This is a genomic window from Amycolatopsis sp. NPDC051758 (assembly GCF_044453095.1).
GTDB lineage: Bacteria > Actinomycetota > Actinomycetes > Mycobacteriales > Pseudonocardiaceae > Amycolatopsis.
This window is the reverse complement of record NZ_JBITCJ010000030.1, coordinates 1-20022: the sequence shown is the minus strand read 5'-3', so window position 1 is coordinate 20022 and position 20022 is coordinate 1. Positions and strand designations below refer to the sequence as shown.

Sequence of the window (20022 nt, the reverse complement as noted above, 5' to 3'; positions counted from 1 at the left end):
TCACGCCGGACCGGATTCTTCGGCGAGAAAGGCGTCGATGTGGGCGAGGAACTCCGGCCAGGCCGGTTCGGTGGCCGTGAGCAGGTGGTTGCGGCTGTCGAGCAGGACCAGCCGGCTGTCGGGGATGAGCGCGGCCAGTTCGCCGGCCTGCGAAGCCGGAACTCGTGCGTCTTCGCGGGAATGGACGATCAACGTCGGGCAGGTCACCCGGTGGGCGATGCCGGAAACGTCGATCCGGGCGAACTCGTCGAGGAACCGGACCCCGTTGGCCGGGGACGTCGTCCGCCGCTGGAACGTCGTGAAGTCCGCCCAGTCCCGCTTGGTGCCCTCGGGCAGGAATTGGGAGGCGAAGACCTGGAGGAAGCGGGGATCCTGGTGGCTCCACCCCACGCGGGCGAGCTCCAGGTCGATGGCCGCCGCCCCGCGTTCGGCCTCGTCGCGGGCGCGGACCTGCCGTCCCCGGGCGTAAGCCCCGGCCAGGATCAGCCGGCTCACCCGTTCGGGCCGGCGGGCCGCGTAGGCCACCGCCACCGCGCCGCCCTGGGAGACGCCCAGCAGCGGGAACCGATCGAGCCCGACCGCTTCGACCATCGTGTCCAGGTCGTCGACCCAGTCGTCGAAGGTGCAGCTCGGCACGTCCCAGTCCGACAGGCCACAGCCCCGCTCGTCGTAACGGATCAGCCGGCGGTCGCGGGCGAGCCCGTCGAGCCAGTGCGACCACACCGGAGTCATCCGCTCGAGGTCGAGGTGGGTCATCCAGTTGGCCGCCTTCAGCAGCGGTGGACCCGCGCCGATGGCGGCGTAGGCGATCCGGGTGCCGTCTGCGGCCTGGCAGAACCGGATCACCTGGCTGTCCGGGAGAGTCCGTCCCTCCGCAACCGCGGAATCGGGTGTGGTTCCCGGCTTGCGGTCGACCACTGTGACCGGCGCGACGAACTGGTAGCCCCGGCGGTGCACGGTGCGGATCAGCCGCTGCCGTACGCCGGTGTCCCCGATCGCCCGCCGAGCGGTTCGCAACGCCGTCGTGAGCGCGGCCTCGCTGACGAAGCGGTCTCCCCAGATTTCGTCGAGCAATTCGGTCTTCGGCACTACGCGATCCCGGTGCGCCACCAAGTGACACAGCAGATCAAAGGCGCGCGGCTCCACGTGTACCGGCTCGCCGCCCCGGCGCAGCCGGTGGCCGGCGACGTCCAGTTCGTGGTCCCCGAAACGGAACGCCTCCCCGGTCATCGAGGCAGCCTACCGGTCCTGCCCGGTGTCCTCCTCGGCCAGGAAGGCATACAGTTCCGCCAAGAACCGCGGCCAGGCCGGTTCCTCGGCGGTGAGCAGGTGACTGCGGCCGTCGAGCAGGACCAGCCGGCTGCCGGGGATGAGGTCGGCGAGCTCCACCGCTTGCGAGACCGGAACCCGCGGATCGTCACGGGAGTGCACGATCAGCGTCGGGCAGCAGATCCGGCGGGCGAGGTCCGCGACGTCCATCCGGGACTGCACCTCCAGGAACCGCGCGCCGTTGGCCGCCGACACCGTCTGCCGCTGGTAGGCGGTGAACTCGTCCCATCGCTCCGGTGGGCTCGCGGCGAAGAACTGGGCTCCGAGGAACCGTTGGTAGCTGCGGTCTTCGGCGGCCCAGCCGGCCAGGGTGAGCTTCAGATCGAGGTTCGCTTCGGCGTGTTCGGCCGCGTCCCGCGCCCGGGCCAGCCGGCCGCGGGCGTAGGCGGCGCTCAAGACCAGCCGGCTGACCCGTTCGGGCCGGCTCGCCGCGTAGGCCACCGCAAGGGGGCCTCCTTGGGCGACGCCGAGCAGCGGGAACCGATCCAGCCCGGCGGCGTCGGCCACGGCGTCGATGTCTTCGATCCACTCGGCCACGGTGAAACCCGACGTCCAGTCGGACAGGCCGGATCCCCGCCCGTCGTACCGGATCAGCTGCCTGCCGCGCGTCAGACCTTCGAACCAGTGGGTGAAAATGGGTGTGGCCCGTTCCATGTCCAGCCGGCTCAGCCAGTTCGCGGTCTTCACCAGAGGTGGCCCGGCACCGGTGACCGCCCACGCGATGCGGGTGCCGTCCGCGGTCCGGCAAAAGCGGATGGTGTCCCGGGTCGAGTCGGTCACCGCCGCGGTGGGTTCCGGCGTCACCGTCACCGGGGCGACGAACTGGTAACCCCGCCCGTGCGCGGTGCGGATGAACTGCTGGCGGCGGCCGGTGTCGCCGATCGCCAGCCGGACCGTGCGCAGCCCGGTGGTGACCGCGGCGTCGGTGACGAACTCACCGCTCCACACCGCGTCGAGGAGTTCCTGTTTCGGCACCACTCGGTCGCGGTGTTCCACCAGGTAGCAGAGCAGAGCGAGAGCCCGCGGTTCGAGGCCGACCGGACTGCCACGATTGCCGAGCCGGCCGAGGCTCGGATCCAAGTCGAATTCACCGAAGTGGTACGTCACCGAGCCCACCGCCGCAGTTTATCGCTTCCCCGGTGCGAACCAGCCACCGAATGCCGGGAGCCTGGGCGGATTTGCCGTCCGGCTCAGGAACCCGAGTCCTGTTCCCCGCCCGGTCTCAGCTTGCGCCGGGGTGGTCGCCGGACTCGAGGACCCGGTTCACGGCGGGGAAAGCGCGCCCAGACGTAGGCGCTTACCTCGGTGGACTCTTCGTCGAGTGGATCGATGCGCCACGCAACGCCTTGGTGTTCGGGATCGGACGCCGGCCACCAGCGTTCGAGGTCGCTCATGAGCTCCCGGACCGGGCGAGTGACGTCGCGATCGGAATCGCAAGGTTTTCGTCAGGTTCGTCCGGCCGGTTGTCCGGCAAACTGTGACGCGGTGGCCGGATGCGGCACATCCGTCCGCCGTTCGGTTTCGCGGAACCAAGGCCTGGAACCAGAAGGGAAGCAGGTGCTCCAGCGCGGACTTCAGTCGTGGGAGGTCGGGTTGGCCGGGTACCTCCGCGCGGTCTCCGAGGCGGTGGGCGTGCTTCCGGGCGGCACGGCCCGGGACTTCGACCCTCCGGCCGCCTACCTGGCGCTGAGCCGCCAATCCCCGCGTCATCCGGGGCGGGACCTGCTGCTGGTCTGGTCGGCCGCGGATGGCTGGGAAGTTCTGCTCGAACACAGCGAACAGCTATCCGCCGAGTCCCTGGCACGGTTCGGTGACCCGTTGGTCCCTGTCCCAGCCTCGGTGGCGCAGTTCGTCGACGAGGTCGTGACCGGCGAGCGCGCCGGTGGTAACCCCGCGCGCGGCGCATCAGCCGGCCTCGATGAGTTGCTTCGCCCTTACGCGGTCATCGCGCTGCCGCCCGGCAGCGTTCGCGTGTGCGGCCCCAGCCCCGGCTGAGGCGCAGAGCCCGAGGCTTCGTCGCTTCCACCCCGTGCTCCTGCCGGAAGGGGTACGGCGGCGGATGAACCAGCTCGGCCTGGCCGGCGGTGCGGTGCCCGGCGGGCGGCTGCGTCTGGACCCGCCGGGGGAGACCGACGCTCTCGACGCCGCCCGCTCGCGGGAATCCGGAAAGTCCGGCCCGGGGGAACCCGTCAATCTTCTCCAGGGCCCGTGTCCGATCGCTTCGCCGGGTTGTGCTCCTGGTCTTCCCGCTCGCGGGGAACCACCGGGCGGTAGTCGGTGGAACCCCAGTACACCGGACCGGCTGCCATCTGGCCACGGCCCCGCCGTTCGAGCCAACCGGGCATTCGCATGATCCTGCGTCCCCCGGTGCGCCGGTCGCGCCGGTCCACGATCACCGCGATGGCCACGACCACGACGACGACAACGCCGACCGCTGCAATGAACATCCTTGACCCCGATCCGGAATTGAGCGGCGCAAGCCGTCTGACACGGCAGCACCATGTTCGGCGCCGGCAGGCGGACTCACGGGGACGGCGACTCCGCTCGCCGGTGCCAACGTGCTTCATCGCCCCGCCCGGCCGCGCGGGCGGCGAAGGCCGCCGCGCGTTGGAGATGGACGTCCGCATGCCTGACCGCCGAGCACGAGCGGCGCACCGCATCCGTCCACTGTGGAGAATGCTTGCGCTGTCGCACCGCGTCGGCGCGAGCCGCCTGCGCCACGGCGAGTTCCTGACAGGCCAGTGCGTGCTCGGCGGCAACCGCACCCAGATCCCGCTGGACCTGGGCCAGGTTCCGCCGGTCGGTCGCCTCGCCCTGTTCCAGTTCCGCCGCCCGCGTCCGGTGCTCGGCGGCCGCGCGCCAGAACCGGGCTGCGGCCTGCCGCAACCGGCGGGCAGCGCGGTCGCCGAGCACCGGATCGCCAGTCGGCGCGGCTGTCCCAGTCCTCGTCATCCGCCGACCCTGGCACAGAACTGTCCGGTCGTACCTGACGATTGGCTTGCGGTCTGGCCGAACCGCCTACCGGCGCGATCGGTGGGCGAGAGCCACCGAGGCGACCGAGAGGATCGTGAGGGCGATTCCGGCGACCAGCTCGATCATCGCGGCAGCCTCGCGACGATGGGGCGGCGGGCCGGCCCACGAGGAGCGCCGCGGTGATCAGCCACGCACCGAGGACGATGCTGACGACGCCGGCCCAGGGCGCGCTGTGGGGGCTGACGAGCCGAACCCACGCGACGATGGCGGAGAGCACCCCGCGGCCGAGCGCGTTCCACGCCGGCGCGGTCGCGGCCAAGCTCAGCGATGGACCGGAGAAGGCGGTGGCGACGAGCAACCCGATCGCCACCGTGACTTCGGCTCCCAAGGGCACCCGCAGCGCGGCAGCACCCGGCCCGTTCATGCCGCGCCTCGCCCGGGAGCACCGGGTTCTTCCAGCAATCGGGCGGCACGGTCAGCGTGGTCCACGGCACCTCGACGGCGTAGCTTTCGGCGTGCATGCCGGGGACGGAAGTGAAATCGCGTTGTCCGCCCGACATGGCGTGGACCACGAACCCGAAGGCCCCACCGACGAGTGCGCCGAACACCGCGCCGTAGAGCGCCAGGCTGAAGGCCGGGATTACCGGGTTCATCCAATCGAACACCTCGAACACCCAGCCCGCCAGCGCGCCCGGCACCGCGGCGGCCAGCGCGGAACGACCGGTGGCACTCCATCCGGTCAGCCGGCCGGTGACCTGCTCGAAACTCGTCAGGCCCCGGCCGACGATAGCCGTGTGCTCGACCGGGAACCGCCGGTCGGAGAGGTGATCGACCGCGCGCTCGGCTTCCGGGTAGTTCGCATAGACGCCGATGGTGACCGAGGTGGTGCCGCCCGGCGGCGGTCCGGGCGCAGGTGCAGCAACGGGCTTCCGGTCGGCTGGCTGGTGCATCAGGATTCTCCTCGTCCTCGCCGCGGCTCCCGGCACGCCGCAGACGTCGTGACCGGCCTGATCGAACGCCGGTGGGACGAACCGGATCGCCGGGGTCTGGGAGCTGGACCGCGGATGGTGGACGCATTCCCGGCTGGTTTGCGTGGCGGAGCTGCGGGCCATGGCCCGCCGGCAACCGCCGGGCCAGGCCGCCGAGCTGGCCGCTTTGGCCGACCGGGTGCTGGGGGAGACCGCGGCGCGGTGCCTGGATTCGCGCGGTGCCTGGCAGCGCAGCCCGGAGCACGAGCACGTCGACGCGGCGTTGCTGTTGCCGCCGGTCCGCGGGGCGCTGCCGGCCGGGGATCCCCGGACCCGGTCGACCTTGGACGCGGGTACGCGCCGACCTCACCCAGGACGGCTACGTCTACCGCTTCGCCGCGGACCACCGTCCACTCGGCGACGCCGAAGGTGCCCTCCTGCGCTGCGGGTTCACCATGGCGCTGGCCGGGTGGCAGCAGGGGCACGAGGTCGCGGCGTTCCGCTGGCTCGAGCGCAACCGCGCGGCCTGCGGGCCGCCCGGGCTGCTGGCCGAGGAGTACGACGTCCGGCAGCGGCAGCTGCGCGGCAACCTGCCCCAGGCGTTCGTGCACGGCATGCTGCTGGAAACCGCGCAGCGGATCGTGCTCCCGCCGCCCCGACCCGGCTCACAGCCGGTCGTTGTCGCCGTCGTCGAGCTCCCGCAGCACCGCGACGGGGCACGGCGCGTGCTGGAGCACCCGGTGGCTGACCGAGCCGAGCAGCGTGCGGCGCAGCGGTCCGCGGCCGTGGCTGCCGACGACCAGCATCGCGGCGTCCTCCGCCTGCTCCAGCAATGCCCCCGCCGGGCGTCCCTCCGGTCCGACGTGCTCGACCGGGACATCCGGATACTGAGCACGCCAATCCTCCAGCTGCGACGACACCAGGAACTCCGCTATCGCACGCAGGCCGTTCTCACCGCCCTGCTGCGGCATGAAGGACTCGAGCATCGGGTCCAGCAGGGATTCGGTCCACGCGTGCACCACGCCGACCCGATGCCCGTGCCGGGCGGCGAAGTCGAGGGCGAACCCCATGGCCCGCCGGCTCGTGGGGGTGCCGTCGACGCCGACCACGACCCGGTCGGCATTGCTGCGCTGTGCGGTTCCGCGCACCACCACGGCGGGCCGGTGGGTCGTGCGCACCAGTTCCGACGCGGTCGAGCCCAGCAGGACTCGCTCGACCGCGCCGCTCCCGGACGCGCCGACCACCACCAGCTCGGCGTCGGTCTCGTCGGCCACCGTGGCCAGGGCGATCGCCGGGTGCCCGTCGGCCAGGGCCGCGCCGACCTCCAGCCCGGGGTGCTCACGGCGGATCTCCGCGACACCGCGGTCGAGCTGGGCCTGCACCGCCGACCGGACCCCCTCGGCGTTGGGCTCCAGCACCGACACCGCCCCGGATGTGGGTACGGGCATCGGCGGCCAGTGCCAGTCGAACGCCCGCACCGCCACGAGCGGCCGGCCTCGCTCCTCCGCCTCCCGTGCGGCCCACGCGGCGGCGGCCGCGGACTCGTCGGAGGCGTCGAGGCCTACCACGATGGCCTTGTCTTGCAGGGAAACTTGCGAATTCGTCACTGGACCTCCTTCGTCGAACTGGTGAAGAAACCGGGTTCCCGGACCCCGGCCGGGCACACGCCGAGGGCGGGATCGCAAGCTGATCGTCAGGTGGGCCGGGCTGCCGCCGTGACTCACCCCGGCTTGGCGGGGTACCCGGTGGCGCAGACCGACCGGCGAAGGGGAGCACGTGAACGACATCGAGTCCTTCGGGCTGACCCTGCTGATCGCATCCGTGGTCATCTCGCTGGCCCTGTTGTCCAACCGGATCGGCGGCCTGCTGCGGATACCCGCGCCCGCGTTCTTCCTGGTCGCCGCCGCCGCGGCGTCCGACCTCCTGCCGTCCTTGCGGCAGGTGTCCCTCGGCCTCGTCGAGAACGTCGTGACGGTCGCTTTGGTCGTGATCCTCTTCGACGGCGGGATGACCATCGGAGTTCGCAAGCTGCGCACGACCCTCGGCACCGTGCTGTCGGTCGGCGTGCTCGGCACCTTCTTGACCGCCGGCGCGCTCGCCGTCGCCGCCCACCTGCTGTTCGGCCTGCCCTGGCTGCTCGCACTGCTGCTCGGCGCCGCGCTCGCCCCCACCGATCCGGCCGTGGTGTTCTCCGTGCTCGGCAACCGCGAGATCACCGGCCGGACCGGCACCACGATCCAGGGGGAGTCCGGCGCCAACGATCCGGTGGGCATCGCGCTGGTGCTGAGCCTGGCCGCGATCTCCGCCGACGCCGGGTTCGGCGACGCGTTCCTCGGCGTGCTGGGGAGATTCGCGCTGGAAATGGGGATCGGCGCAGCGGTCGGCCTCGCGGGTGGCTGGCTGCTGCTGCAGCTGATCCGGCGGATCGAACTGCCCGCCGAGGGCCTCTACCCGCTGCGCACGCTCGCGGTCTCCTTCACCCTCTACGGCGCGGCGACCGTCGCGCACGGCTCCGGTTTCCTCGCCGTGTTCATCGGCGGCATCCTCGTGGGTGACGCCGCCGCGCCGTTCAAACGCGAGATCGAACGGTTCCATTCGTCACTGGCCAGTCTCGCCGAGATCGTCGCGTTCGTGATCCTCGGGCTGACGGTGTCCCTGTCCACGTTGTTCACCACGAACGCCTGGTGGATCGGACTGGCGCTGGCCGGGCTGCTCACGTTCGTCGTCCGCCCGCTCGTGGTGGGCCCGCTCCTGCTGGCGGCACCGGTGTCGTGGGGAGAACGAACCTTCGTCGTCTGGTCCGGGTTGAAGGGTGCCGTGCCCATCCTGCTCGGCACCTACCTGCTGGCCGCCGACTCCGGGCAGCGGGTGCTGGCCTACGAGATCATCTTCGTGGTGGTGCTGTTCTCGGTCGTGGTGCAAGGCGGGCTGATGCCTGCGGTCGCCGCGCGGTGCGGCATCCGGATGCGCGAGGTGGCACCGCGACCTTGGGCGCTGGGCATCCGCGCGACCGAGCAGCCGGACGGGGCGCGCCGCTTCCGGATCTCGCCCGGAGCGCCGGCGGCGGGACGCACTGTCGAGGACCTTCACCTCGGCGAGGACCTGTGGATCAGCCTTCTCGTCCGCGGCGGTCGGCATCTGCGAGTCCAGGCCGATCTCACGCTGGAAGAAGGGGATGAAGTCCTGGTCTTGGCCGACCCGGACGCCGAGAAAGATCCGGCGACGATCTTCACCGGCCGCGGCCGAAGCACGGCATAGGTCGTTTCACGCGAGCCGGTCGCCCAGGGGGAGGGAGCGACCGAGCTCGCGGGCCCAGCCGATCTCGAGCCGTCCCAGAGGGGCACACTCGTAGCCCGGGAACCCGGCTCAGTCGGTCCGGTCGAAGACGAGTCCTTCGAGCTGCGGAAGCGTGGTCTTCCACGCCACGCTCCTGATCGGAGATCAAGAGAGCGCTCGGCGGGCCCTGCGCCCCTTCGCCGGGGCGACCCGACGTCTGGTGCCGGCCTTGGCCGCGGCCGGTGACGTGTGGCTCGCGGTCGTCGACGGTGTGATCGACGTCGGCGCCGTGCAGTCCGGTGCCGCGCAGCTGCACCGCGCCGGCCTCCGGTGGGACGCGGCGCGGCCGGTCGGGCAGGCGGCGATCCGCGCGACCGACCCCACCGCGATGATGACGTTGCTGCGCGCGGCCAAGCGATTCTCCGCCGGTGCCGGCGCCGAGCCGGTTGCGGCGGCCTCGTCGGCGGGGCCCGCGCTGACGCCGCGTGAGCGCGACATCGGACGGCTGGTCGTCGACGGCCACACCTACCGTGAGATCGGGGAGCGGCTGCACATCTCGGGCAAGACCGTCGAGCACCACATGGCCCGCATCCGCGGCAAGCTCGGGGTGACCGACCGGCGCGCGATCGCCGCGTTGCTGCGCGGCATGCTGGGCGACGAGGGGTGAGCACCCGTCGCGCAGAACCCGTCGTGCTTGCAGCCGGACGCCCTGTGCTCCGCGCCGGACCCGTGCGTACCGAAACGCGGTGCCGGGACCGCCGCGGCCGGTCGTCGCCGGACTGCGGCCACCGCGGCTGACCCGGGCCGCCCGCAAGGGAGGGCTTGCGACCCGCTAGCCAGCACTACTTCGTGGTGCCGGGCGTGAGGACCCTGTCGATCACGAAAACCGTGGCGTTCTTCGTGGGGATGTTGCCGCAGAGGATCTTGGCGCCGTTGACGGTCATGTTCTCGCCCGCGCCCTCGATCGTCAGCGGACCGGAGGTGGTGTCGAGCGTCTCGACCGTACCCACGGTGGCGAGGCCTTTGGCGTCGTAACGCCTGCTGACGACGTGGTAATTCAGGATCGGCGCCAGCTCGGTGAACTCGACGTCGCCGAGCATGGCGAACGCCGGGTCGGCCGGTGCGAACACCGTGATGGCCTGTCGGCGGTTGAGGGTGTCGAACAGGTTGGTGGCCTTGACCGCGGCGGCCAGCCTGGTCAGCAGCGGGTTGGTCGACGCGGCGGAGGCGACCGGTTGCGGGCCCATGGAGTCCAGTGAGCCGGGAGCGGCGCCCTGCGGCAGCCGGTTGCATGCGGGGCCGAACACATCGGCGCCGGTCGTCGTGCCGTCCGGCGTGCCGGTCATGCCGGCGCTGCTGGGAGCGGACATCGAGACGGCCGGGACGCTTGAGCTTCGCGGGGATGCGGTGCCGCTGCCACCGCACGCGGCCAGGGTCAGGGCGACGGCCGCGGCCGTGCCCACCTCGGCGACTCGAAGCTTGGTCACGAAATCACTCCCGATGCTTGAACTATCCACTTTGGACGAATGTCGGATCGGCTCGTCGTCGGGTCTTCGAGGCTGAGGTGGCGCTGGACGGGGCGGCCGACTCCCATGGCCTGATCAGGTGAAAAGCAAGGCCGCCGCCTCCCGGCGCTGCCGCCGGTGCAGGCGTTAGGCTCGTCGGCGAACTCTCGACTCCGCGGGTGGGGCGAGAACGGGACGCCGGAAGTGGGAATGTGCCGGACGGGGACAGGGGCACCGAGCTGACCGATGCAGGTCGGTCGGGCGCGCTGCGGGACACCGGGTTGTCCGCCGCGCCGGACGCGGGGATGGATCGCTTCGCCCGGCTGGTGACCAGTGTGCTGGAGGTGCCGGTCGCGCTGGTGTCGCTGGTCGAACCCGGTCGCCAGGTCTTCCCCGGCATGAACGGCCTGGCCGAGCCCTGGGCGAGGGCGCGGCAGACCCCGCTGACGCATTCGATGTGCCGGCACGTTGTGCTCTCGCGGGAACCGTTGATCCTGCCCGATGCTCGCGAGGACGAGCTGACCTGCGCGAACCTGGCGATCGAGGACCTCGGGGTGGTCGGCTACGCGGGAATGCCGCTGACCGACGCCGACGGGCACGTGCTGGGCTCGTTGTGCGCGATCGACACCGAACCGCACGCCTGGACCGCGCGTGAGCTGCAGGACCTGGCTGATCTCGCCGCGGCGTGTAGCGCCGAGCTGCGCCTGCGGATCGTGTCCCGCCATCACGAGTGGGCCCGGCCGAGGCCCGCGCGGCGGAAGCGCGGGCGGCGGAGCTGGCCGAGCAGACCCGCGCGGCGCTGGGCCGGTCGCAGCTGCTGCTGCGCGCGGCCGAGGAGCTGGCCGACACGACCGGGCTGGCCGAGGTGCGCCAGCGGGTCCGGGACCTGGTCACCGGCGACTTCAAGCCTGCCTACGTCGGTCTGGTGCTGGTGCAGGACGGTCGGCTGCGGCGGCTCGCGGACACGACGGACGTGATCGCGCTGGAACGGGACTACGCCGTCTACGACCTGGACGATCCGTGGCCCAGCGCCCGTGCCGTCCGGGACAACACCACCCTGCTCATCCATGGGCCGGAGGGCTTGCGCGCGGGTGGGTACAGCCCGGGCTCCGTCGTCGAGCTCGCCCGGCAGGGCCTGCACACGACGTTCTGCGTGCCGTTGCCCGGGCCCCGTGCCCCTGTGGGCACCCTCATCGTCGGCTGGAGCGCGCACCACGAGGTGGACCTGCACGAGCGGGCGGTGGTGACCGCGCTGGCCGGCTACACCGCCCGTGCGGTGGAGCGGGCGTTGTTCGTCGACGACCGCGTCACGGTGGCCAGGAGGCTGCAGGAGGCCATGCTGACCGAGCTGCCGGTCGTGGCCGGTCTCGAGCTGGCCGCGCTGTACCGGCCGGCTGCGGACAGCGAAGTGGTCGGCGGGGACTGGTACGACGCCTACCCTCTGCCCGCCGTCTCCGGCGGGGCGGTGACGCTGGCGGTGTCGATCGGCGACATCGTCGGCCACGACACGACCGCGGCAACGTTGATGGGGCAGTGGCGCAGCATGTTGCGCCAGGCCGATGTCGACCACCACCCGGGGCTCGATCCCGCCGGGGTCGTCGCCGCTCTCGAACAGGCCAACGAGCTGCTCGGCATCGAGGCCGCGGGGACACTCGTCCACGGCCACCTCCGGCCGGTCGGCGACGGCACGTGGGAGCTGACCTGGACCACGGCGGGACATCCTCGGCCGTTGGTGCGCGAGCCGGACGGCACCGTGCGTGAACTCGCCGAAGCGGACCGGATGGTCGCCGTCGGGCTGAGCTCGCGTCCGCGCACCACACATCGCACGGTCGTGGCGCCGGGTTCGATGCTGCTGCTCTACACCGACGGCCTCGTCGACCAGCCCGGCCAGGACGCCGATGCCCGTGCCGCCGAGGCGATCCGGTCGCTGGCGGCGCACGGCACCCGGCCGCTCCCGGAACTGGTGACCCAGCTCGCCGGTCGGCTGGCCGGTCCGGACCCGGACGACGACGTCACCCTGCTCGCGGTCCGGATCCCCGCGAAAGGCGCGTGACCAGGGCCGGACACGAGCGGGCGGGGCACCGGTTTCCCAGTGCCCCGCCCGGTGTTCGGCCCGCGCCCGTCAGACGGTGTGCGGGGTGTGCGCGACGGTGTTCCAGCCCGTGGCGATCACAGCGGCGTCGCCGCCGTTGCCGCCCCAGCCCGAGTTTCCGCCGGTGGTGGTGCTCCAGTTGCTCGCGTCACCGGTCGAGCCGGTCGAGCCGGTGTCACCCGAGTTGCCCGAGGTCACCGCAGTGTGCGACTTCGCGCCCTCGTCGTGCTTCCAGCCACCGTGGTGACGGCCCTGCTGCTCGTGCCCGCGGGTCGAGGTGACGGCGGTGTTGCCGCCGGTCGAGCCCGAGTCGCCCGAGTTGCCGGACTTGCCGCTCACGGCGTTGTTGTGGCTGGTGGCGTTTCCGGCGTCGCCGGAGTTGCCGCCGTTGCCGCCCTTGGCGGTGCCGGTGACCGAGCCCAGGACGCTGCTGTTGCCGCCCTGGCCGTGACGCTTCCAGCTCCAGTCGTGCCCACCGGTGGCGGAGTTGTGACCGGTGCTGACGACGGTGGCGTCGCCACCGTTGCCCGCCCAGCCCGAGTTCCCGCCGGTGGTGCTGCTGGTGTTGGCCGCGTCGCCGGTCGAGCCGGTGGCGCCGGTGTCACCCGAGTTGCCCGAGGTCACCGTGGTGGCCGACTTCGTGCCCACGTGCTTCCAGCCGTTGTGGTGACCGCGGCCGTTGTCCTGGCCGCCGAGCGTCCACACGATGGCGGAGTTGCCGCCGGTGGAGCCCGAGTCACCCGAGTTGCCGGAGTTCCCGGTCACCGCGCTGTTGTGGCTGTCCGCGTTGCCGGCGTCGCCGGCGTTTCCTCCGTTGCCGCCGGTGGCTGTGCCGGTGACCGAGCCCAGGACGCCCGTCTTGCCGCCCTGACGGTTCCAGCCCCAGCCGTGCCCACCGTTGTTCGTGGCGGAGTTCTGCCCGGACGCGGCCGTGGTGGCGTCGCCACCGTGGCCCGCGTTGCCGGAGTTGCCGCCGGTGGTGGTGCTGGTGTTGGTGGCGTCGCCGGTCGAGCCGGTGGCGCCGGTGTTCCCGGAGTCACCCGAGGACACCGAGGTGGTGCACTGCGCCAGCAGGCAGAGGCCGTAGGCGCTGTTGCCGCCGGTGGAGCCGGAGTTCCCGGAGTTGCCCGAGTTCCCCGACGTCGCGTTGTTGGAGCTGGTGGCGTTCCCGGCGTCGCCGGAGCTGCCACCGTTGCCGCCCTTTGCGGTGCCCGTCACGGAATCGAGGGTCCCGAGGAGGCCGCCCCGCGAGGAGTGCGAGCCGGCGGTGTTCTTGCCGGACGTCGCCGTGGTTCCGGAGCCGCCGTTGCCGGCGTTCCCGGAGTGGCCGCCGGTGGTGCTGCTGGTGTTCGAGGCGTTCCCGGTCGAGCCGGTCGCGCCCGTGTTCCCGGAGTTGCCCGAGGACACCGAGGTGCTGCACTTCGCCAGGACGCACACGCCGTAGGCGCTGTTGTGCCCGGTCGAACCGGAGTTGCCCGAGTTGCCGGAGTTCCCGCTCACCGCGGTGTTGCCGCTGGTGGCGTTCCCGCCGGAACCGGAGTCACCGCCGCTGCCGCCGGCGGAAACGCCGTCGACCACGGAGTGCAGGGTGCTGCCGAGCCCGCCCAGCGGGCCCGTGTTCCCGGTGTCCGCACTGGCCACCGCTGATCCCAGCAGGACGAACCCGCCGGAGATGAACGCGGCGGTCAGGCCGCGTCGCACGTACTTGTGCATGACTTCCCTTTCCTTACCATCTGTCCTTTATGGATTTCCGGAGGTGGAAAGGGAAAGTCAGCTCGGATGGTCGTTGCCGTAGTACTCGAGCCAGTGCAACGACCACGCGCCCGCGGGCGGTGCCCGCCACGTGCGATCGGTACCGGGAACAGCGCTCCCGGCCGTGGTCACGGCGTATTCGCCACCGTGCTGGCCACCTGGGCTCGCCGACATCGTCCCGCTCGCGCCGGAGACGTCGGCGGGCAGCCCGCCACCGCTCGATCCGGACATCGGATCGGCAACCCCGGCCCACGTCGAACCGGACTGTCCCGCAGCCGGCCGGAGGGCAGCATGTCCGTCATGCGGACGCTGCTGCAGATCGGTCAAGGTGACCGTGACCGGAGCACTGCCTCCGGCAGGTGCGATCACGTTCGGCGGAGACACCGCGTCTTCACGCGGCGCCGGCCGGTCACTCTTCGGATGCCCGATCACCGCCGGGACGTGCTCGGCCCCGACTGCTCGAACCACCGGCGCGGTCAGCGGTGCCGTGGCGTGCAGCACCGGCGACGTCACCGGGGATACCGCGTGCAAAACGGGCTCGGTGACCGGCCGAAGAGCCGACAGCACCGGCTCTACCGCGCGTAGCACCGGACGCGTGACCGGCGCGAGCACGGGCTCGAGCCCGTTCACCGGCTTCACGACCCGAGCCACCTGCGACGTCACCACGTGCACCGGCTCGGTGACCGGCGTGAGCACCGGTTCAGCCGGCTCGAGCACACCGTGCGCCGTGTTCCCAACGTGGTCGAGCAACCCGGGCCGCTCCGGGGGCGGACCCTCGGAAGCGTCCGCGGCCTGCGACACGGCCAGTGCCAGCAGGGTGAATCCGAACAACGCACCGGCCACGACCAGCACGCGCAGGAGCAGCGGGTGCCGGGCGGGTGTGTCGTCCGTCAGGGAAGTATCCATCCATCTCACCCCCCTTCGAGTGTGGACTTCACCGTCAGTCGTAATTCGAGGCGTCGGCCATAACCGGATTGGGTGTAAATCGAAGTTTTTTCCTTCATTCCAACAAGGTTTGCTACCACTGAGTAGCGGGTAGGCTGCTCCGTTTCTCGGGACAGAGAGCGGAAACCGCTCCTCCGATGACCGCCACCACCCGGCTCGACACCCTCGGTCGCCGCCCTTCTCCAACCCTGTTCGCCACCCCGTTGGGGAATCGACCCATCCGCCCCGCGATCGGTCTCGAAAAGGAAACGTCCACGAAGGATCCATCCCCCAGCGCCGGGAGCCGGCGGTGGGTGACGCCCGCCGCCTCCGCGCGGGCGGGGAGGAGTTCGTCCGTGTTTGGCAAGCGCTACGCCGCTTCGATGATCAACCGGAGCGCGGAGAACGACCAGGACCGCCGCCGCTTCCTCAAAGCCGCCGGCATGACCGGCCTCGGCGTCGTCGGTGCCGGTGCCCTCGGTGGCCTCGCGACCGGGACCGCGGCCGCCGCACCCGCCCGGCCCTCCGCGAGGGCCGCCGCCGCGTCCGCCGAAGTCAGCGACGGCGCGGTCCTCAACTTCGCCCTCAACCTCGAATACCTCGAAGCCGAGTTCTACCTGCACGCCGTCACCGGCAAGGGCCTCGCCGACTCGATGACCACCGGCACCGGCACCCGCGGTGGCGTCACCGGCGGCCGCGCCGTCCGGTTCAAGACCAAGGCCGCCAAGCAGTACGCCCAGGAGATCGCGGGCGACGAGAAGGCCCACGTCCAGTTCCTGCGTTCCGCGCTCGGCTCGGCCGCGGTCAGCCGGCCCGCGATCGACCTGCAGTCCAGTTTCACCGCCGCCGCCCAGGCCGCCGGCCTGGTCAAGCCCGGCCACAGCTTCGACGCCTTCGCCTGCGAAGAAAACTTCCTGCTCGCCGCGTTCCTGTTCGAGGACGTCGGCGTCACGGCCTACAAGGGTGCCGCCCCGCTGATCAGCAACAAGACCTACCTGGAAGCCGCGGCCGGCATCCTCGCGGTCGAGGCCTACCACGCGGGCAACATCCGCAGCGCCCTCTACCAGCACACCGACGGCATCCTCGGCCTCGGCCTGCTCGGCCGGGACCTGCGGGAGGCCAGCGTCAAGCTGTCCAACGCCCGCGACAGCCTCGACGGCCCCACCGACGACGACCAGGGCGTCATCGACAGCCACGGCAACGCCAACATCGTCCCCACCGACGCCAACGGCATCGCCTACAGCCGTTCGCCGGGCCAGGTCCTCAACATCGTGTACCTGACCAACAAGGCCGCCACCTCCGGCGGGTTCTTCCCCAAGGGCGTCAACGGCGAAGTGAACACCAGCGCCGCCAACTGACCGGAGTGGGGGGGGGGGGGGGGGGGGGGGGGGGGGGGGGCCCCCCCCCCCCCCCCCCCCCCCCCCGGCGGTGGGGATCAGTAGCGGGAGAAGCCGTCCTCGGAGAGCGAGTGCTTCTCGTCGCCACGCAGCGCCGGGCTGAAGACGGAGACGAGGAGAAGGTCCTCGTCGTCGGAGGCGATCAGGTGGTGGGCGTCGTTCTTGTCCAGGGCGTAGATGGTCCCGGTCGTGATCTTGTGGTGGGCGCCGTCCACGGTGACGACCTCGCCCGAGCCGCCTATGCAGTAGCAGGCCTCCAGGTGGCCGAGGTACTGCAGCGCGCTCGACGTGCCCTGGCGGACCAGCGTTTCGCAGACGGTGAAGCCCATTCCGTCGGCCTCGGTGAGCAGGCGGTGGCTGGTGCCGCTGCCCCACTCGATCGCGGGGACGTCGGAGAGAGAACGGACGATCATGGGAGTACTCCTGTCATCGTTGTTTTCTGGACGTGTGCGCTGCTGCTGCGATGCCTGTGGGGGTATCGGTGCCCGTGGGGTCTGTGGGGTGCGTGGGGCTCGTTGGCCTTGCTCGGCTGCTCGGCTGCTCGGCTTGTCGGGCGGAGGGAAAGGGCTGTCAGACGGCGGCCGGAGCGGCGCGGCCGACGAAGCCGCGGATGTCCGCGAGCGTGCGGTAGGCGGCCGGCTCCAGCGGGATGTCGTCGACGGGGATGCTGTACGTCTCGGATATCCAGGAGATGAGGCGGACCAGGCCGAGGCTGTTCACGACGGTGCTCTCGATGAGGTCGAAGTCGTCGGTCAGGTCCTCGGCGTCCTCACCGGCCAGGAACTCACTGACGATGTACGCGCGGATCGGGTCGTTGGCGACGGTGCTCATCAAACGTCTCCGTTCAGTTGGGTCTTCTTGATCGAGTTGCGGTCGGGCTTGCCGGTCGCGGTCTTCGGAAGCGGGGTGCAGGCGAGCCCCACCGAGCTGGGCACGGCGTGGCGCGGCAGATGCTTCGCCGCGTACGCCCGCAGGCCCAGCGAGCTGAGGGAGGTGCCGTCCCGGCGCACCACTTCGGCGTGCAGCCGGGTGCCGGCCTCGGGGCAGGGCAGCGCGACGACGGCGGCCTCGACGACGTCCGGATGCGCTCCGAGGACGGTCTCGACCTCCAGGGTGTTGGTGCGCACGCCGCGCACCTTGACCTGGAAGTCGGTACGGCCCTGGAGGAAGTAGCGGCCGTCGGCGTCGCGGTGGACGAGGTCGCCGGTGCGGTAGAACATGGCGCCGCCGCCGCGGGGGTCGGGCATGAACGCGTGGGCGTTGCGGGCCTGTTCCAGATAGCCGCAGGTCTGGAAGGGGGTGTGCACCAGCAGTTCGCCGGTGCCGGGTCCGCGCAGGACCTCGGTGCCGTCGGGCCCCTCGATCAGCAGCACGGCGTCGGTGCCGTCGATCGGGGCGCCGATGGGCAGCGGGTGCACGTACGCGTCCGGATCGATGTCCTGGACGAAGCTGTCGTTGGTCTCCGTACAGCCGAAGACGTTGTGGAAGCGGGCGGCCGGGCAGGCGGCGAACGCGTCCCGCAGCCCCTGCTCGGAGACGGCCTCCCCGGTGAACACGACCGTGCGGACCGTCGGATAGCGGGCGTCGTCCGCGGCCAGGAGCCGGTGCAGCAGCGGAACCCCCTGGACCAGGGTCACCTCGTTGCTCTGTGCGAGGTCGCGCAGATAGCCGGCGTCCCCGCTGGCTCCGGCGTCGGCCAGGACGACGGTGCCGCCGGCCTCCAGCACGGTCCAGACGTCGAGGAGGGCCAGGTCGAAGTTGAGCGGCGAGAAGCTCAGCGAGCTCGTGGTGCCGTCGATCCCGAACTTCTCCGTGGCCCAGTCGCCGAAGCGGTCGAAGGCCTCGGTGCGGACCGGGACGAGCTTGGGGACGCCGGTGGACCCGGAGGTGGTGAGGGTCAGCAGCGACTCCTCGGGGTCGGGGGCGCTGAAGCCGTCCGCCAGCGTGGGGTCGGTCTCCTCCCGCGACAGGACCGCTCCGCCGCCGGGGACCGCGACGGCCGACAGCGGGCCGTGGGCCTGGGCGGTGAGCGTGGACAGGGCGGCGGCGCCCAGACCGGGCGACGGGACCAGGGTGTTGATCCCCTGACGCCAGGCCGCCAGCAGCAGCGCGACGGTCTCCGGCGACTTGTGGGCCGGGACGCACAGGGCGCGTACGGATCCGAAGCCGGCGCCGTCGAGGTCCGCGGCGGCGAGGTGGGTCAGCCGGTCGAGATCCGCGTAGGTGACCCGTCGGCCGGCGAAGACGAGCGCGGTGCTGTCGGGCTTTTCCTGCACGTGTCTGGTGAATGCCTGCAACAGGCGAGGCGAAGGCAACGGTCCCCCCTCGGTAGATGGGCGATCTGTGGCTACGAGAGAGAACCTACGGGGTTCTACTTGCATGGTCAAGCAAGTAAATCGAACGATTGAGTGATCCAGGTCACAGGGTGCTCGGGTGGGGAAAAGGAGCCCCGAGCATGCAAAAAACGGCGGGAGGTCCGGTCGCCCGGACGCGTCCCGCCGTCTGTCGTGGTGGTGTCAGGCGGCGCTGCGCAGCGCCTGCACCGCGCGGGCGAGCTGGTCGTCGGCGCTCGCGGTGTTGAGGGCCGAGCTGAGGACGTCGGCGTAGGTGGCGCGGGCGTCCTGGTAGTGCTTGCGGCCCTCGTCGGTGATGACGGCGAAGACGCCGCGCTTGTCGTCGGCGCAGTTGTCCTTGTAGGCGTAGCCGGCGCTGTCCAGTCGTCCCACCAGGCGTGTTACGGAGCTCTGGCCCAGACCGATGTGGTCCGCGAGCTCCTGCATGCGGCATTCGCCGTTCTCGGCCTGGGTGAGGGCCTCCAGGGCGCGGTACTCGGAGAGGCCGACGCCGTAGCGGCGCTGCAGGGTGTGTGCGAGCTGGCGTTCCACGAAGGCGTGCAGGCCGAGGACGGCCTCCCACATGGTCTGGTCGGAGGCGGCGCGCGGCTGCTTGTGGATCGTCATGGAACGGCTCCCCTTCTCGACTGCGATGAACAACAAGATACATGCCCATGCAATCATCTGGGGAGTAGTGGTGACCATCAGGGGAACTCTGGCCGGTATGTAGTTGTAGGGGCAAGTAAAGGGTCAGGGGTCACGCCCGGGTCATGCCCTCCAGGGTGCTGCAGGCGTAGGCGGCCGAGACGAGCGTCATGTGCCGGTGCCAGCCGGGGAAGGAGCGGCCCTCGAAGTCGAGGAGTCCGAAGTCCTCGCCCATGCGGTCGATCGAGGCCTGCGCCCCCTGGGGCGAACGCGCCAGCTCCAGCAGTTCGGCCGGGTGGCGGTCGGTGATGTTCGTCAGCCAGATCCGGCCCGGACGCCCGCTGCCCGCGTCCCACTCGGCCATCAGCCGGCCCGCCCCCTGGCTGCGCTCGCCGTCCGGGCGCAGCCCGCGTACAGGTGTGTCGTGCGAGATGACCTGCCGGCCGGCCCCCGCCGGGTGCCGTACGCCCCGGCGCAGCAGCAGGCCGCGCGCCGACTCGCGCTCCCCGGGCGGCAGTTCGGGCCCGGCGAGCGTGGTCTGGCCCGGAATGGCGAGGATGAAGGCGTGCCCGCCGCCCTGCAGTCGCTGCGCCAGGGGCGCGACGTCGCACAGGGCCGTCAGGTCGGCCACCACCGGCGCCGTCCGCCCGTCCGACCGTGACGTCATCTCCTGGACCAGGCGCAGGGCGTGGTCCCACAGCGGCTGGGCCCGCGTCGTCGCGGGGATCTTCGCCCGGTCGCGCACGGCCTCGTCGCTGGTGAACCGGGGAGGCAGGAAGAGCCGCCAGTCGACCGGGACGTGCGTCTGCCCGGCGTCCAGGAACAGGC

General features: G+C 71.5%; 19 protein-coding genes. 6 read left to right on the top strand and 13 right to left on the bottom strand.

Annotation, left to right across the window (positions count from 1 at the left end):
- On the bottom strand, positions 1 to 1230 hold the full coding sequence (locus ACIA5G_RS53620; RefSeq protein WP_395938294.1) for an alpha/beta fold hydrolase: 1230 nt from the start codon (positions 1228 to 1230) through the stop codon (positions 1 to 3).
- A 9-nt stretch (positions 1231 to 1239) separates the two neighbouring features.
- Positions 1240 to 2445, bottom strand: coding sequence for an alpha/beta fold hydrolase (locus ACIA5G_RS53615; RefSeq protein WP_395938292.1), 1206 nt, complete (start codon positions 2443 to 2445; stop codon positions 1240 to 1242).
- A 477-nt stretch (positions 2446 to 2922) separates the two neighbouring features.
- Here ACIA5G_RS53615 and ACIA5G_RS53610 point away from each other — a divergent pair, with 477 nt between their 5' ends.
- On the top strand, positions 2923 to 3324 hold the full coding sequence (locus ACIA5G_RS53610; RefSeq protein WP_395938290.1) for a DUF6292 family protein: 402 nt from the start codon (positions 2923 to 2925) through the stop codon (positions 3322 to 3324).
- Between the two features lie 528 nt (positions 3325 to 3852).
- On the opposite strand, the gene ACIA5G_RS53605 is transcribed toward ACIA5G_RS53610, so the two are convergent.
- The 3 genes from ACIA5G_RS53605 to ACIA5G_RS53595 form a co-directional block, all read right to left on the bottom strand.
- Positions 3853 to 4281, bottom strand: a complete 429-nt coding sequence (locus tag ACIA5G_RS53605) for a hypothetical protein (protein WP_395938288.1) — start codon at positions 4279 to 4281, stop codon at positions 3853 to 3855.
- 143 nt (positions 4282 to 4424) lie between these two features.
- A complete protein-coding gene (locus tag ACIA5G_RS53600) occupies positions 4425 to 5252 on the bottom strand; it encodes a general stress protein (protein WP_395938286.1) in 828 nt (275 codons plus the stop codon).
- A gap of 683 nt (positions 5253 to 5935) precedes the next feature.
- Positions 5936 to 6877: a universal stress protein gene (locus ACIA5G_RS53595; protein ID WP_395938284.1), complete on the bottom strand. Its 942-nt coding sequence runs from the start codon at positions 6875 to 6877 to the stop codon at positions 5936 to 5938.
- Between the two features lie 169 nt (positions 6878 to 7046).
- Here ACIA5G_RS53595 and ACIA5G_RS53590 point away from each other — a divergent pair, with 169 nt between their 5' ends.
- Both ACIA5G_RS53590 and ACIA5G_RS53585 read left to right on the top strand, forming a co-directional pair.
- A complete protein-coding gene (locus ACIA5G_RS53590) occupies positions 7047 to 8528 on the top strand; it encodes a cation:proton antiporter (RefSeq protein ID WP_395938282.1) in 1482 nt (493 codons plus the stop codon).
- A 151-nt stretch (positions 8529 to 8679) separates the two neighbouring features.
- Positions 8680 to 9213, top strand: coding sequence for a LuxR C-terminal-related transcriptional regulator (locus ACIA5G_RS53585; protein WP_395938280.1), 534 nt, complete (start codon positions 8680 to 8682; stop codon positions 9211 to 9213).
- A gap of 175 nt (positions 9214 to 9388) precedes the next feature.
- On the opposite strand, the gene ACIA5G_RS53580 is transcribed toward ACIA5G_RS53585, so the two are convergent.
- On the bottom strand, positions 9389 to 10033 hold the full coding sequence (locus ACIA5G_RS53580) for a fasciclin domain-containing protein (protein ID WP_395938278.1): 645 nt from the start codon (positions 10031 to 10033) through the stop codon (positions 9389 to 9391).
- Positions 10034 to 10263: 230 nt separating this feature from the next.
- Between ACIA5G_RS53580 and ACIA5G_RS53575 the strand changes: the two genes are divergently transcribed.
- Positions 10264 to 11028, top strand: a complete 765-nt coding sequence (locus ACIA5G_RS53575; RefSeq protein WP_395938276.1) for a GAF domain-containing protein — start codon at positions 10264 to 10266, stop codon at positions 11026 to 11028.
- A 359-nt stretch (positions 11029 to 11387) separates the two neighbouring features.
- Positions 11388 to 12104, top strand: a complete 717-nt coding sequence (locus ACIA5G_RS53570; protein ID WP_395938318.1) for a PP2C family protein-serine/threonine phosphatase — start codon at positions 11388 to 11390, stop codon at positions 12102 to 12104.
- A 69-nt stretch (positions 12105 to 12173) separates the two neighbouring features.
- On the opposite strand, the gene ACIA5G_RS53565 is transcribed toward ACIA5G_RS53570, so the two are convergent.
- A complete protein-coding gene (locus tag ACIA5G_RS53565; RefSeq protein WP_395938274.1) occupies positions 12174 to 13856 on the bottom strand; it encodes a beta strand repeat-containing protein in 1683 nt (560 codons plus the stop codon).
- A gap of 57 nt (positions 13857 to 13913) precedes the next feature.
- Complete coding sequence (locus ACIA5G_RS53560; RefSeq protein WP_395938272.1) at positions 13914 to 14801, bottom strand: hypothetical protein; 888 nt, start codon at positions 14799 to 14801, stop codon at positions 13914 to 13916.
- 374 nt (positions 14802 to 15175) lie between these two features.
- On the opposite strand from ACIA5G_RS53560, the gene ACIA5G_RS53555 reads away from it, so the two are divergent.
- A complete protein-coding gene (locus tag ACIA5G_RS53555; RefSeq protein WP_395938270.1) occupies positions 15176 to 16177 on the top strand; it encodes a ferritin-like domain-containing protein in 1002 nt (333 codons plus the stop codon).
- 77 nt (positions 16178 to 16254) lie between these two features.
- On the opposite strand, the gene ACIA5G_RS53550 is transcribed toward ACIA5G_RS53555, so the two are convergent.
- From ACIA5G_RS53550 to ACIA5G_RS53530, 5 genes are all read right to left on the bottom strand, one after another.
- Positions 16255 to 16629 carry an ectoine synthase gene (locus ACIA5G_RS53550; RefSeq protein WP_050362458.1) on the bottom strand — a complete coding sequence of 125 codons (375 nt, stop codon included), beginning with the start codon at positions 16627 to 16629 and terminating at the stop codon, positions 16255 to 16257.
- 157 nt (positions 16630 to 16786) lie between these two features.
- Positions 16787 to 17047 (bottom strand): acyl carrier protein, encoded by a 261-nt coding sequence (locus tag ACIA5G_RS53545; protein WP_007452968.1) that lies wholly within the window; start codon positions 17045 to 17047, stop codon positions 16787 to 16789.
- Entirely contained in the window at positions 17047 to 18492 is a 1446-nt protein-coding gene (locus ACIA5G_RS53540) for an AMP-binding protein (RefSeq protein ID WP_050362459.1), read from the bottom strand. Before ACIA5G_RS53540 ends, ACIA5G_RS53545 begins: the two co-directional genes overlap by 1 nt.
- 240 nt (positions 18493 to 18732) lie before the next feature.
- Positions 18733 to 19176 carry a MarR family winged helix-turn-helix transcriptional regulator gene (locus tag ACIA5G_RS53535; RefSeq protein ID WP_007452970.1) on the bottom strand — a complete coding sequence of 148 codons (444 nt, stop codon included), beginning with the start codon at positions 19174 to 19176 and terminating at the stop codon, positions 18733 to 18735.
- A 130-nt stretch (positions 19177 to 19306) separates the two neighbouring features.
- A partial coding sequence (locus tag ACIA5G_RS53530) for a transposase (protein WP_395938265.1) occupies positions 19307 to 20022 on the bottom strand: 716 nt, incomplete at its 5' end.